Annotated in this window: 13 protein-coding genes; 3 read left to right on the top strand and 10 right to left on the bottom strand. The window is 42.7% G+C overall.

Annotated elements, in window-relative coordinates; genetic code table 11:
• The first annotated feature begins 145 nt into the window (after positions 1 to 145).
• Positions 146 to 1,006 (top strand): AraC family transcriptional regulator, encoded by an 861-nt coding sequence (locus IEW05_RS00220; RefSeq protein ID WP_188534673.1) that lies wholly within the window; start codon positions 146 to 148, stop codon positions 1,004 to 1,006.
• A gap of 341 nt (positions 1,007 to 1,347) precedes the next feature.
• Here IEW05_RS00220 and IEW05_RS00215 read toward each other — a convergent pair whose 3' ends face one another.
• On the bottom strand, positions 1,348 to 2,457 hold the full coding sequence (locus tag IEW05_RS00215) for a nitric oxide synthase oxygenase (protein WP_188534671.1): 1,110 nt from the start codon (positions 2,455 to 2,457) through the stop codon (positions 1,348 to 1,350).
• A gap of 268 nt (positions 2,458 to 2,725) precedes the next feature.
• Here IEW05_RS00215 and IEW05_RS00210 point away from each other — a divergent pair, with 268 nt between their 5' ends.
• A complete protein-coding gene (locus IEW05_RS00210; protein ID WP_188534669.1) occupies positions 2,726 to 3,172 on the top strand; it encodes an OsmC family protein in 447 nt (148 codons plus the stop codon).
• Between the two features lie 83 nt (positions 3,173 to 3,255).
• Here IEW05_RS00210 and IEW05_RS00205 read toward each other — a convergent pair whose 3' ends face one another.
• The 6 genes from IEW05_RS00205 to IEW05_RS00180 all read right to left on the bottom strand — a co-directional run bounded on the left by IEW05_RS00205 (position 3,256) and on the right by IEW05_RS00180 (position 10,885).
• Positions 3,256 to 4,143 carry a carbohydrate ABC transporter permease gene (locus IEW05_RS00205; RefSeq protein WP_188534667.1) on the bottom strand — a complete coding sequence of 296 codons (888 nt, stop codon included), beginning with the start codon at positions 4,141 to 4,143 and terminating at the stop codon, positions 3,256 to 3,258.
• 13 nt (positions 4,144 to 4,156) lie between these two features.
• On the bottom strand, positions 4,157 to 5,038 hold the full coding sequence (locus IEW05_RS00200) for a carbohydrate ABC transporter permease (protein WP_188534665.1): 882 nt from the start codon (positions 5,036 to 5,038) through the stop codon (positions 4,157 to 4,159).
• Positions 5,039 to 5,139: 101 nt separating this feature from the next.
• Positions 5,140 to 6,462 carry an extracellular solute-binding protein gene (locus tag IEW05_RS00195; RefSeq protein ID WP_188534663.1) on the bottom strand — a complete coding sequence of 441 codons (1,323 nt, stop codon included), beginning with the start codon at positions 6,460 to 6,462 and terminating at the stop codon, positions 5,140 to 5,142.
• Positions 6,463 to 6,573: 111 nt separating this feature from the next.
• Positions 6,574 to 7,362 (bottom strand): response regulator transcription factor, encoded by a 789-nt coding sequence (locus tag IEW05_RS00190; RefSeq protein WP_188534661.1) that lies wholly within the window; start codon positions 7,360 to 7,362, stop codon positions 6,574 to 6,576.
• Positions 7,359 to 9,068 (bottom strand): sensor histidine kinase, encoded by a 1,710-nt coding sequence (locus IEW05_RS00185; protein WP_373285812.1) that lies wholly within the window; start codon positions 9,066 to 9,068, stop codon positions 7,359 to 7,361. Before IEW05_RS00185 ends, IEW05_RS00190 begins: the two co-directional genes overlap by 4 nt.
• Positions 9,069 to 9,274: 206 nt before the next feature.
• Entirely contained in the window at positions 9,275 to 10,885 is a 1,611-nt protein-coding gene (locus IEW05_RS00180) for a glycoside hydrolase family 43 protein (protein ID WP_188534658.1), read from the bottom strand.
• Between the two features lie 207 nt (positions 10,886 to 11,092).
• On the opposite strand from IEW05_RS00180, the gene IEW05_RS00175 reads away from it, so the two are divergent.
• The gene (locus tag IEW05_RS00175) at positions 11,093 to 11,977 is read left to right on the top strand and encodes a helix-turn-helix domain-containing protein (RefSeq protein ID WP_188534655.1); all 885 of its coding nucleotides are present in this window, start codon (positions 11,093 to 11,095) and stop codon (positions 11,975 to 11,977) included.
• Positions 11,978 to 12,032: 55 nt separating this feature from the next.
• Here the strand turns inward: IEW05_RS00175 and IEW05_RS00170 are convergent, their stop codons facing one another.
• The 3 genes from IEW05_RS00170 to opp4C are packed head-to-tail and all read right to left on the bottom strand — an operon-like array spanning position 12,033 to position 14,918.
• Positions 12,033 to 12,998 (bottom strand): ABC transporter ATP-binding protein, encoded by a 966-nt coding sequence (locus tag IEW05_RS00170; protein WP_188534653.1) that lies wholly within the window; start codon positions 12,996 to 12,998, stop codon positions 12,033 to 12,035.
• Positions 12,991 to 13,974, bottom strand: coding sequence for an ABC transporter ATP-binding protein (locus IEW05_RS00165; protein ID WP_188534651.1), 984 nt, complete (start codon positions 13,972 to 13,974; stop codon positions 12,991 to 12,993). Before IEW05_RS00165 ends, IEW05_RS00170 begins: the two co-directional genes overlap by 8 nt.
• A gap of 14 nt (positions 13,975 to 13,988) precedes the next feature.
• On the bottom strand, positions 13,989 to 14,918 hold the full coding sequence (gene opp4C / locus IEW05_RS00160; protein WP_188534649.1) for an oligopeptide ABC transporter permease: 930 nt from the start codon (positions 14,916 to 14,918) through the stop codon (positions 13,989 to 13,991).

Below are 14,918 nucleotides of genomic sequence, written 5' to 3'. Positions count from 1 at the left end.
TGTATTAGGCATAGTAAATAGCTAACAGGAATGTACAATACAAAATCAACTAAATGAGCTTTGTTACCTGTCTATAGAGAGCACGGAATAACAGGAGCAATAAACGCCAGCATGATAGTATGGATTCAAGAGGAGATGGGCAAACATGGAATGGCTTATCCGAATGAAGGATGCTCTGGATTACATGGAAAGTAAGATGGAGGACAACTTAAATATTGATGATATCGCAAAAGTAGCTTTCTCTTCCCCCTTCCACTTTCAACGTATGTTCTACATGATAACTGGAGTATCGGTCGCAGATTATATCCGTAGACGGAGATTGACGCTAGCTGCACAGGAACTGGCAATCTCTAAAGTCAAAGTATTGGATGTGGCTCTGAAGTACGGATATGACTCTCCGGAGTCTTTTGCTAAGGCATTTCGCAAAGCGCACGGTATATCACCTTCGACTGCGCGAGAACCTGGGATACAGCTCAAGGCTTTCCCCCGCCTCTCCTTCCACCTATCTTTGAAGGGAGATAAAGAAATGGATTACAAAATCGTGGAAAAAGAAGAATTTACGGTCGTTGGTAAATCGGTTGATTTTACGACGAAAGACGGCGAAAATTTACGTGGAATCCCCCTCTTCTGGCAAGAAGTAAATACAGATGGAACTTCCGATAAACTCGCCAAAATTGGAGTAAACAAAGATGTACTAGGCATTTGCAAAGACATGAATTATGCTCAAGAGACATTTTCTTATTGGATTGCGGTAGAAGTTGGTCCGGATACCGACCCACAGGGTTATGCAACCACCGTTATTCCTGCGGCAACCTGGGCTGTATTCACCTCTGTAGGTCCTATGCCGCATGCTATTCAAAAAGTATGGGAGCGCATCTTTCAAGAGTGGTTCCCAAGCTCCGGATACGAACATACGGGTAAGCCGGAATTTGAGCTTTATCCACCAGGTGATCCGAATGCTGAGGATTATGTCTGCGAAGTATGGGTACCAATTAAGAAAAAGTAACGGGTAGCAGACATGAACTAGATCGCCCTGCCTGATGCTTGATATGCAAATAGTATGTTCACGGTGTATTCAAGTGAGCGATTAACAGGAATTTCTCCAGTTCATACGACTTGCATGCTCACAATCAGCGACATAACTGGAATTTCTCCATCTAATTCGTCGGTTTGAAGTCATGGTGACGATGAGCAGCCCAATTTACGGGAGTTATTCCAGTTAAATAAGAAACATTTGGGTTTTCCACCCAAATTAACAGGAGTTTTTCCCTTTAGTTCCCAATCATTAAAGCAATTTACCACAAAGACAGGTCAAGTGACTCATCTTGACCTGTTTTTACGTGTGCGCTATCTGTATGGATTCGGCTGATGAAAGAAATTAGGAGTTAAGATCCGATCATCGAAGGTGCTGTGAAATATATCTGTGGTTGCCGGGGACATTGGCGGAATAAGCCATGACCACCGTCCAGTAACATCACGGCCTTCTTTGTGTTCATTCCTCTGAAAAGCGCCAAATTGTTGAGCTGCCGTATGGTGATCGACAATGCTGACCCCGCATTCCCGAAACGAGTGTAATACAGCAACATTTAATTCAACCAACGCCCGATCCTTCCACAACGACACGCTTGAGGTCGTATCCAATCCCATAGCTTCGGCTATCCGAGGAAGCATGTTGTAGCGGAACTCGTCAGCTAAGTTACGTGCACCAATTTCCGTTCCCATGTACCAGCCATTAAACGGAGCAGCAACATAGGAAATGCCGCCGATCTCCAGACGCATATCAGAAATAATCGGGACAGCATACCATTTCACTTCCTCCCCATGAAATAGATCCAATTCGGGATGGCGTATAGGAACTTCTAGAACGACCTCTTTCGGCAGTTCAAACACTTGGGGTTCCCTTCCGCTGCATTGAATGACTATTGGAAGCAGATCAAACGATGTTCCTTTGCCTCTCCAGCCCAGAGATTCACATACCTTAGTAAACCTAATAGACGAAGGATCTCCAATCACATCTCCATTTGGCATTTCATATCCCGCATAGCGAAGCAACTGATGGTTCCAGATTAAATGGGGCTCCCGTCCAACTTCAGCCTGCTTAAATATAGTTATGGTTGGCCGAATCTCTCCGCCGTTAGTAGCAAATTCAATATGATTCAGCAACGCCTGAAATATCATTTCTTCATTATCTAAATCACGGGCATCAAAGACATGAAGCCGATTCCAGAACAATCGACCAATGCAACGATTGGAATTGCGCCATGCCATCTTGGCACCATGCACTAGTTCCTCGTAAGAATGGATATACGATCCACTTTGATTTATTTCGTCAAGAACCTGCTCAACCCGACATTCCATATCGTCAGTGGTTTTCCCTAGCTCAGAGTAACAGTTACGAATGAACAACTCTGCTTCTTGTTGTAGTTGATTTTCGTTATGATGTATTTCTCTATTCATGTAATGTCTGCCTCCGTTGCGATTACAAGCCGATGCATTTTGTATCGAAGTATCTTGTTATAGGCTATTGCTTATCAGCAGTCAAGTCAATGTCGGTCCCTTAACAGTATTGCTGGAACTTGTAATTTTCGCTTTAATCCTGAAAGATTCAACTTAATAGATTGACAGTATCTAACACCAACAATATAATACATATAATACCTAGCGGATAAGTTTGTTTAAATGCAAGTAGAATAAAATTAACTACATACTCAAGGGGGATTAGAACATGGCTGCTGTTCAAACTTTCAAAGCCACTGCGCATTTGCAAGATGGGGTACAGGTCAAAACAACTTCCAGACATTTTGAATTGACGATTGATGAACCAAAAAGCTTAGGTGGAACAGATACCGGTATGAACCCGGTCGAAGTTCTGCTCGCCTCGTTAGGCGCATGTCAGTCTATTGTTGCTAGAGTATATGCACCTAAGTTTGGTGTTAAACTCGATGATTTTCAAGTGGATGTTGAAGGGGATCTCGATTTAGATGGTTTCTTCAATAGATCTGAGGTTCGTCCAGGGTATTCTGACATCCGGTATACGTTCCGTATCAAAACCGATTCCCCGAGAGAAAAGGTCGAGGAGTTTGTACACTTTTTGGAGAGCAAATGCCCCGTTGGAGATACTATTGCCAACCCTGTTAATCTTCAATTAGCAAACATTATTATTGAAAATTAAATTTCATCTTACTTCCCTTATAAAAAAAGAAGGCCGGAATCTCTCTCAGTGTTCTTACTGAGAAATTCAGGTCTTCTTTCTATTTAACCTTTAACCGAACCTGCTGCAATACCTTCAACAATTCGGTTACTAAGGAACAAGAATGTGATCAAGATAGGTAGTATGCTGATCATAAGCGTTGCTCCGATCGCACCCCAATCCGTCGTATATTGACCAATGAAATTTTGAACTCCAACAGTCAGCGTCTTATAAGCATCCGAACTAATAAACGTATTAACAAAAATAAATTCGTTCCAGTTATAGATCATATTGATGATTGCAGTCGTCGCGAGCACGGAGCTTGTCATAGGAAACACGATACGGAAGAACATCCTGTTAACGCTACAACCATCGATGACTGCGGCTTCCTCTACTTCTCGAGGCAGTGCGTAATAGAAACCAAGTAGAATCATGATCGTAATTGGCATGTTAAAAGCGACATAAGACAAAATAAGTGACAATGGATGATCCGTTAAACCCACCTTGTTAAATATACTAAATAGCGGTATGAGCGTAGAGTGAACGGGAATCATCATCGCTACCATAAACAAACCAAGTACAAAAGAACTTCCCTTCCACTTCATTCTTGTAACTGCATACGTGACCAAGCTGCCAAAAATAACGGTTAGCACAGTAGCAACAACGGTAATCCATACACTGTTGAAGAAATACAAATTAATGTTCCCTACATTCCACACCTTCGCGTAATTCTCCCAATGAGGATTCATTGGCAACGATAATGCAGGAAGGTTGAACACTTCCTGATTATTTTTTAATGAGAAAAACAGCAGCCATACCAGTGGAAACAATTGCAGAGCAGCAACGGCAATCAACACAATATATAGCAATGAGTAGCCGAACTTACGTGTAACGGCCGCACCCGCACCTGCGCCTGCCCCACCCTCTAGCCTTCCTGCAGTTCCAGACATCATGAAGCGTCCCTCCTTATGAGTATTGGATCGAATCTTTTGTAGCAGTTAATTTGCGAATGACCCAAGTAATGACGAGACAGATGACAAGCAGGAAGAATCCAATTGCGCTTCCGTATCCGAAATCATAAGCCCTGAAAGCCTGATGATACATATAAGATGCCATCACTTCACTAGAGCCATTTGGCCCTCCATCTGTCATAACAAAAATTAAGTCAAAATATTTCAAAGAACCTACAACGGCCAGAACTATCGTAACCTTAATGACTTCCATCGCAAGCGGAAGCTTAATTTTCCAGGCGATTTGTAGTGCGGAAGCACCGTCAATCTTCGCCGCCTCCTCCAAAGAAGTCGGGATATTCTTAAGCGCTGCGTAATAGATCAGAATATAGAAACCAGCATATTGCCACAGAATTGGAATGAACAATGCAAACAATACTAGTGATGGTTCTGCAAGCCATGCAGGGGGATTAGCAATACCAATGGACTCCAACAAACTGTTCACAATACCGTTCGTCGGATGATAAATTCTTAGCCAAAGTTGGGCAATCGCAACTGACGATAACAGCATCGGAATCAGATATATTTTTCTAAATAAGTTCGCTCCTTTGATTCGAGCAGCTAACACCATAGCAATTGCCAAATAAATAACGAGACTAAGGGTAGAAAATACGGCTAATTGCAGTGAGTGCCAAGCACTATTCCAGAACGTCTGGTCTTTAATTAAGGCTTGATAGTTATCCAATCCGATAAAAGTCAGAGCGCCTATACCATTCCATTTATTTAGCCCGTAATAACCAGTTAGAACAATCGGTATATACACGATGGCCAGAATCAGAAGCAAGGCCGGCATTACATACAATGCGATTATCTTTTTGTTAGACATCACTTTATCCAAAGTGTCCGACTCCTTTCCTTCATAAATCGTTTGAGGAAAGGCTTATCCGGCATCATCTAGCCGGATAAGCTATTTGTCCCCATCACCTAGTTGTCGAAGCTTTAGTTGCCTTTGGAGATCGCTGCGTCATGCTCCTCCGAATACTTCTCTGGTGTTATCACTTTACCAAAGAGTGCCTGAATCATATTCAAATGCGTTTCCGCTGCATTTGCACGCATTTGGACATCTGCGAATAAAGTAATGCTGCTCGCTTTGTTCATTTCATTAAACAGATCAATGTACAATTGTGGTAGCTCCAATGTGGATGTATCAACCTTCGTAGCTGGAATAACACCCGCTCCAGTTACGGATTGCTCACCCCATTTGGACACGAAATACTCTACGAATGCTTTTGCCTCTGCTTTTACTTCAGAGTTCTCAGCAACGAATAGCCCTACACCTGGTCCACCTACCCAACTGTTGATGTCCCCTTTACCACCTTCAACTGTTGGAAATTTGAAGAATCCTACGCTATTACGGAATTCCAGTGGAATTTCTTCGTTCGTTGTGAAGTTAGGAAGATCCCATGAGCCCATCATGTACATTGCCGCTTTGCCATTCACAAATTCAGATTTGGCTTCTTCATTCGACAATCCGTTAAAGCCTTTAACGAATGCATTGCTGTCGACAAGGGATTGAACCTCTGAAGCAGCCTTAACTAGCCCTTCATCCATGAATGATCCCGATCCGCTGATCGCACTTGTCAGCGTCTGTTGCCCTGCAATCCGATCTGCTAGATACATGTACCAAAGGGAGCCCGTCCAACGGTCCTTGTTACCGAGTGCAATCGGTGCGACACCACCTTCAGATAGCGCTTTCACAACTTGTTTAAATTCTTCGTAGGTTTGTGGAACTTGAAGGTTATATTTTTCAAAAATAGCTTTATTGTAATAGATTGGAGCGATGTTAAACTCAAGTGGAAGCGCATACGTTTTATCGTTAATTGCATAAGCCTCCGTTGTTCCTGATACGAATTTGTCTTTTAATTCTCCATTCAACAAATCATCTACAGGCGCGAACAAGTTTCCTTCAACGTAAGGCTGTAAGAATCCAGCTGCCCAAGTTACACCAACATCGGGTAATTCGTTGGAAGCGGACAATACCTTCAATTTATTTTTATACTGCTCGTTATCCAGAACTTCTTGCTTGATTACAACGTTTGGATGTTCAGCTTGGTATTCTTTAATGATTTGATTAACAATTTTGTTCTGCCCGGCAGATACGCCTTCAGGCCATAGATGCATGAAGTTAACAGTTACTTTGTCTCCGCCCCCACTTGAATTACCTTTGGATTCACCTGCACCATTTCCTTTTTGACCACAACCGGCTGTGACAAGAACGAGGCACATCGTTACAAACAGTATCGTCCATTTTTTGTTGAACACGCTTACAACCCCTTTTCTATTGGTGTCTGGCGGCCTTGAAACCGCTTAACTAAATTGTAGCAATGGACTCATGTTGTCGTAAGGTCATAAGGATTGGAACTAATACCACTTTTATTGGATTATTTCCTCCGGGTTCATGACATTCTGCCTATATTGCCCTGGACTAACGTGTTCAAGTGCACGAAACACCTTTACAAAATATTTAGCCGTTTGATATCCTACTTGTTCCGAGATTTCGGCAATCGACAGCCGTGTGCTTACAAGAAGCTCTTTGGCCCGTTGTACTCTCCTTCTAGTTACATATTCACTGTATGTTAATCCTGTCTGTTCTTTAAAGAGAACGCTAAAATAGCTGGCATTCATGTGTAAATGATCTGCTATATCACGCATGGATACCGCCTCGTGGAGATGCTCGTCCAAGTAAAGGAGCGCCTCACTTACTTGAATGCTATACACTTTCTCCTGCTGTACCGTTTCCATAAGCTTAGGATCGACAAGCATCTCCATTCGTTCAATTCGATGAATCTGATCTTGACGTTTTAATGCCAGTTCTACCGCTTGAACTAGCTTCGTTTTGTCGAGTGGCTTGAGCAAATATTCAACAACACCAAACTGCAATGCTTTCTGAGCATAGTCAAATTCAGGGTGACCGGAGATCACGATGACGACCGGAGGATGGGCCATTGCATTCAGCTTCTCGACTAGTTCGAGCCCTCCGATTTCAGGCATTCGTACATCGGTAATGAGCAGATTGACTTCATTATCCTTTAGCCACTCCAGTGCTTCTACCCCACTTGCTGCTACCTCAATTCGATAATGACCTGATGACCATGCTTCCAATGTTTTACGAACACCTTCTCTTGTTCTCGGTTCGTCGTCCACGATAAGTATCGTCTTCACGTTTCTGTCCCCTCTCGATGTTCATTCGGTATTTCAAAAAGAATGGTAGTACCTTGACCTTCCTCACTTCGTATTTCTAGCCCGTCCGTTTCATCCTCGTAACTAAGCCTTAGTCTCCTCTCTACATTAGAAATACCAATTCCGGTTCCCTTGGTAGAGTTCGTTCTCCCTTTTTCCATAGCAGAGTAAAGTGACGAAATCTTCGCAGCATCCATCCCTGGACCATCGTCAGTTACCATCACCATTGTATACCCCAGACGACTTGAAGGCTTGATACATAATTTTACTGTTCCCGGCCCGACCTTTTGCTCTACTCCATGAAGAATTGCGTTCTCAACAAGAGGCTGGATTAACAATTTTGGTAGTGGAACACGCCTACAAGCCTCATCAGACTCAATTCGCCAAGTCAGTCTATCGAGCATACGCATCTCCATAATTTTCAGATATCTTTCAGCATGATCCAACTCATCACCAATGGTTACCCACTCATCCTCGTCACTCCGATTGATAACGTATCGGAATAACCCCGACATCGCGACCACGATTTGAGCCAGTTCTTCTTCACCTTTTTCATCAAGTGACCAATAAAATGCCTCTAGTGTGTTAAATAGGAAATGCGGATTAATCTGAGCTTGCAGAGCCTTAAGTTCAGTACGACTTTGGATGATCTCCTTCTGATAGACGACTTCAATAAGCTCATTCAAAGAGTGAACCATTTGGTTATACGTATTATTAAGTTCGTTGATTTCCATAGTTGTAGATGTAACAGAAGATATCGGAATCAGTGTTCCAAATCGTGCACCTCGCATCACCTTAATCAGATTTAGAATTGGACGTGTAATCATCGTTGATAGAATAAAGGTGAAGACGAGAAATAATAAACTACCTACAATACCAGACACGATAATAGCTGTACGGAGTACAGAGATACCCTCAGTCGTATAATCTACTGGGGTCAGGATAACAAGTCTCCAGTCTGTTGCCTTCGACTGTTTCTGTACTACGATGTAGTCTTCTCCGCTAACGGTAACCTTTTCTCCTTCATGATCCAGTATAGTATTCCCGTCAACATCTGCTGAAAAGTCAGAAGAGATTGTTCGTCCCGTTTCATCAAACAGGCTCATTAATTCACGCGTCTCACTCTGCGTGCCATCAACCTCGTCCGTTAGTTGGAAATAACTTTTCTCAATTTGAACCATTATATATCCAGCCTTCATAAACGATCGGTCAATAAGTCGAATATTACGAATAGCGATGACGACATCAGAATTCCTTGGATCAAGCCCGAACCATACGAGACGCCCTTTTCCCCTATCCACACGACTGATCCATTCATCAGATACACGACTACTCAGACTGGTGTCATCAAGCGGAAGTAACCTTCGAAAGTCACCCGTATACAGCTCAATTGAGCGAATTCCCGTTGAATACGCCTCATACTTCCGCACTTCTTGCTGAATGGTTTGTCGCTCGGTGAAACTAATCTGCTTCCCATCGACCTCTTGAGCTAGTAACCGCTGAATGGAGGCATTGGTCGCCACTTGCGCAGTCAAAGTGTTAATCTGCCGAATTAGTTCATCCAGTTTCCCTGTTGCCTGAATTGCAGTCTGCTGAATGTGCTTCTCTGCACTATTTCGCAAAAGAACCGAAACTTGATCATACATAAAATAGCCAACGGTTGCTAGCACAATCACCATGACAAACATGAAACCTAGGAAAATTTGGTTGCGTAATGTGTTTAATTGTCCAAGCTTGATCAATTCCTACACTCCTTTTTGTCATCTCATTGTACGACTACTATACACATTCTAAAAATAAAAGATAAGCTTGGTTCATACGAAAAAGATGATCCCCAATCTTCAGGAATCATCTATATCTTTCGAGCGTACTACACTTATCCACCCATTGTGTATCAGGAATGACTCTTATACATAAAGTAATCAAAATCAGCATGCTTATTTTGCCCGGAAGTGTCTTGGCATTGCATACCAACAAACGCACCTGTGAAGAAACCTCCACCTTGAATATAGTCGTCCGACAACTTATGGGAGTGGAATGTTACAGGTATGATTGTCCATGCTACTCCGTCAAATGAATACCAATAATGGTATACATCGCTTTTAACATCGACCCGCAAATACACATACTCTACATATTCCGGTACAACAATTTCATTCCCTTGAATAGGTTGCGTAAATGTAAAGTTATCACACGACACGAGTTCAAGGATTCTACCCTTATCTTCATTCCACGTAATCTGGCAGGAAGTCCAGTTCTGAGTGTTATAGTAATTCACTAGCCCTGCCGACTGTTGAAAGGTAGTTGGGTTAAAAGCTAGTTTGGTTTCTGCTTTGAAATTAAAGTGCTGCCAACGTCTTGCAACAAAAGCTTGTGTAAATTTAGACGTTAATGATTCCTTCCCATACAATCTTAGATGTCCTGGGTTATCACTTAATGAGACAATATGCTCCCCGAGTGGAATCCGTAAGCTTTGAAAGTACGGGTTAAGCGCATCCGCATTAAAATCATCTTTTTCTGGGAAATCCGGTCCCCACTGAACTTCTGCGATCCGTGGTCCTTCAATCTCAAGTGAAGGCTGATTACCTCCTACCACATAAGGCCAGTCGTTTCTCCACTCCAAACGTTGGATTGCTGTTTCCCTCCCAAGTGGACAATAGCCCCGTGGATCTAACAATGGTTGACCTTCTCTTGATAGCGGTCTGCCTGTTAAGTGTACTAAGAACCATTCATCTGTATGTGTCTGTACAATTGATGAGTGTCCTGCCTTTTGCAAAGTAATGCGAGGTGAAGACCAGGACGAGATCAACGGATTCTCTGGATGTACCTCGTAAGGACCACGCAAGTTCTTGGAACGAGCAATCGTTGAAGCGTGATCATATTTTGTACCACCCTCCGCTGTCAGCAAGTAATAATAACCGTTTATTTTATATAGATGCGGAGCTTCTGTCAGCTTAATATCTGTTCCTTTGAAAATGATCTCCGTTTTACCAATTAACTTTTGCTCGCTGGCGCTATACTCTTGAAGCACAATACCATAGAAATTGTGATTGCCTACACGATGATCCCATAGCATATTAACCAAATATTTTTTGCCGTCTTCGTCATGGAATAACGATGGATCAAATCCAGAGCTATTCAAATAGATGGGCTCTGACCACTCACCATCAATAGTATCGCATGTCACGAGATAATTGTGGCCATCCTTCCATTGCCCATCGACGACTTTGACATCCGAATAGATGAGCCAGAAGGTATTATCACAATAGGATAGTTGTGGTGCCCACACTCCTCCAGAATCCGGGTTCCCCATCATATTAAGTTGGCTAATTCTATTTAGTGGTCTCGCTATTAAACGCCAGTTTTTGAGGTCCTTAGAATGATAAATTTGCACACCAGGAAACCATTCAAAGGTCGATACAGCAATATAATAGTCTTCCCCAACACGACAAATGCAAGGATCTGGATTAAAGCCCGTCAAAATCGGATTTTGAATAGTAGCCATTTTATTCTCCTTCATGAACGTATTTGATGTTAATATACTGGTTAATTTACCCTTATCAACGAATCTAATAACGCAATATTACATGGTATAATAATTACATGATATCAGTGATTATTTTCTAATCCCATATCCATTCCAAGTTATAATTTACCCAAATCAATCAAAATAACAAATTTATATGAATCGAACATGAGGGGATAGATCTGTATGGAAGATGTACCTGAGCGTATGAGAAAAGAATATTTGCTCCCCGACATGGATTCAACTTTCCGTGTATTTGCAGCTCATTGGCGTACCGTTGACCAGGACTGGAAGTATCCACTTCATAAGCATCCACTTTTTGAAGTCAATTTAGTACTATCAGGGACACAAGAAATGACTGTCAATCGAACAAGCTATATACAGAAGCCAGGCGATATCATATTACTCGGTCCTGGAGATGAACATGAAAGTAGAGCGATTGGCAGGGAGAACATGACCTATTATTGTCTACATTTTGATGTAGATGAACGGGCCTTACGCGAACTTCTATGTCGTAACAAAACATACTTTCATGCTTCAAATAGTGAATTAGCAGCTGCAATTCGGCCTCCTTTAGATAAGTTGATCAGATTAACACAAGATGAGGGAGCTGAGCGGGTTGAATCCCGAATGATCACCCTATCTGCTCTATTCGAGCTATTCGCCGGGATTAGCGGCACGTTATCCAAATGGGATCATGGCAATGCCGTCTCCCGAATGTCTCAGGCAGCCTCACAAATCGCCTCAAGACTCGAACGTGCTGTCGATGAGGCTGAGGAGCAAAGCATGAGCGAGCATGATGTCGAAACGATTGAGTCTATCGCAGCAGAAATTGGTTACAGCATGTCTTCCGTTAATCGGATGTTTACCGCTGTCTATGGTGTATCACCTCGACAATATATGTCTACTTTAATGTTGAAGAAATCCAAATTACTGCTGATGGACACAGAGTTGACTATAGAAGTAATCTCTGCAAAGCTTGGATACAAGAATATTGCTCATTTCAGTAGACAATTTAAACGCTGGACTGGGGAGTCACCTAGTAGCTTCCGTAGTCGCTTTTACAAGTAGACATAAAAAAAGATGACCCCCACAAATTTAATTGAGGGGTCATCTACTAGATATTTTATACCAAATGACAAGCGACATGATGCTGGCTTCCAACTTCACGGAATTCTGGAACCTGTTGCTTACAGATATCCACAGCAAACGGGCACCGAGTATGGAATTTGCAACCAGAAGGTGGGTTAGCAGGACTAGGGATATCGCCTTTTAGCACGATCCTATCCCTCTTCAGCTTCGGAATCGGGATAGGAACGGCTGAGAGAAGCGCCTTGGTATACGGGTGAAGTGGGTTTCGGAATAGTTCATCCCTAGAAGCCGTCTCTACCATGGAACCTAGGTACATAACTCCAATTCTAGAGCACAAATGCTCTACCACGCTTAAATCATGGGATATGAACAAATAGGTTAAGTTGCGTGTCTCTTGCAGCTTACTAAATAAGTTAATGATCTGGGCTTGTATGGACACATCCAGCGCAGATACCGGTTCATCCGCAATAATCAATTCTGGATTTAGTACCAGCGCACGCGCGATCCCAATCCGTTGACGTTGCCCACCCGAGAATTCGTGTGGGAATCGATCAATATGATACGATGACAAACCACATGAGGCTAGTACTTCCAAGACCTGATCACGTACTTCACCTTTTGATGCTAATCCGTGATCCAGCAAAGCCTCACCGATAGCATCGCCCACCCGAACCCTAGGGTTAAGTGAGCTATACGGGTCTTGGAAGATCAATTGCATTTTGGGGCGAATCGTACGTAACTCCGATGGACTAAGCTTATGAATATCTTGACCTTTGAACTTAATCTCGCCATCCGTCTTGTCTGTAAGTCGTAATATAGTCCGTCCTACAGTGCTTTTACCGCTCCCAGATTCTCCAACTAACCCAAAGGTTTCGCCTGGTTTCAATGTAATACTAATATCGTCTACAGCTTTAACATGACCTACCGTACGATTAAGCAATCCTTTGGTGATCGGAAAATACTTCTTCAAATGATTGACTTCAAGTAAAGCTTCAGGCATGAGTAACTGCCTCCTCATAAAGCCAGCAAGCGACTTTTTGTTGATTACCTACTTCTTGTAACTGCGGTTGTTTGGTCTGGCAAATGGCCATACAATGCTCACAGCGATCATGGAAATAACAAGATTCCTGTAACTCTAGTGGGTTCGGCACTTGACCAGGGATAGAATATAATTCCTCTTGTCTTTGATTAATGATTGGTTTTGATTTCAATAGTCCTCTAGTATAGGGATGCTTAGGTCGTTCGAATAACTCCACAACCTCTCCTTCTTCTACAATTTTTCCGGAGTACATTACAATCACATAATCAGCCATTTCTGCAACGACACCAAGATCATGTGTAATGAGCATAATAGACATATTTGATGTTTCTTTAAATTCACGCAGTAAATCGAGAATCTGAGCTTGGATTGTCACATCCAGAGCTGTGGTTGGTTCATCTGCGATCAATAATTTAGGTTTACATGAGATGGAGATGGCGATCATAATCCGTTGTAACATCCCCCCGCTGAGTTCATGCGGATAAGAGTCAGCAATTTCCTCTGGACGAGAAATTCCCACTTGCTTAATTAATTCAATCGCCCGGGTACGCGCCTCCTTCTTACTCATCTTCAAATGGATAAGAAGTGGTTCCATGATCTGCTCACCAATCTTCATGACTGGGTTTAGCGAGGACATCGGCTCTTGAAAAATCATCGCAATCTCGTTTCCCCGGATACTTCGCAAAGTATTTTTATCGAGTTGAAGTAGATCTTCTCCATCAAATTCTATCTTTCCAGAAACCACCTTGCCCCCCGGTTCCTCTACAAGTCCCATAATCGACATTGCGGTAACGCTTTTACCACAACCCGACTCGCCTACAATACAAACGATCTCTCCTGCCTTCACTCGGAAGTTAACATCATCAACCGCTTTAACTGCACCTTCGTCGGAATAAAAGTAGGTGCTGAGGTGATCTACTTTAATTAAATTGTCCATAAGATGTATGTCACCTACCTCTTCTGTTTAGGATCGAGTACGTCTCTAAGCCCGTCCCCGAATATGTTAATAGCGATAACCGTAGCGAATATTGAGAACCCTGGTGGAATCCATAACCAAGGATGATCTTGAAAATCGATCAAATTATTTGCAGCATCGATCATATTTCCCCAGGTTGGTGTAGGTGGCATAACACCTAGACCAAAGAAGCTCAGGACAGATTCGCTAAGGATTGCCCCCCCGATGTTTAGGGTTGCAATAACGATTAACAGCGGTACGATATTCGGTAACAAATGATTGAACAGCTTCCGGCGGTCACGCAAACCCAGCACTACGGCCGCTTGCATAAATTCACGTTCACGAAGACTAAGCATTTGCCCTCTCACCATCCGCGCCAAACCAGGCCATCCAACGAAACTTAACATCAACATCACGATATACATGCGATAATCCGTTGGAATCTTCCATTCGGATAACAGTGCCCCAAATATAAATAGTAAAGGGAGACTCGGAATCGTTAGCAACAAATCCGCGATACGCATAATAATTTGATCCACAATCCCCCGGTAATATCCAGCTATAGCACCCAGTAGAGAACCGATAAATACCGATAGGATCATCGATGCTAGACCTACAGTGAGTGATATCCGTCCAGCCTGTAACACACGGGTCAATACATCGCGTCCTAGGCCATCCGTCCCCAACCAATGTTGTAAGTTCGGAGCTTTATTCATTAATGCCATATTAATCTTGTTATCAGCGTATGGTGAGAATAATGGACCAATGAAACAAGCCAAGAACATCACGATGACGACAACAAAACCCGATACAGCCAGTTTATTCTTGAGTAGCTTGCGGATGGATTGTCTGAATAATGAAGACCTCACAGGTGAAGCTTTGGTTGTGTGCGAGTTCAATATTTTATTGCTATTACTTGTTATCAT

The organism is Paenibacillus segetis, from assembly GCF_014639155.1.
In the GTDB taxonomy this organism is placed as follows: Bacteria; Bacillota; Bacilli; order Paenibacillales; family Paenibacillaceae; genus Fontibacillus; species Fontibacillus segetis.
This window is presented reverse-complemented; position numbering and strand designations above follow the sequence as displayed.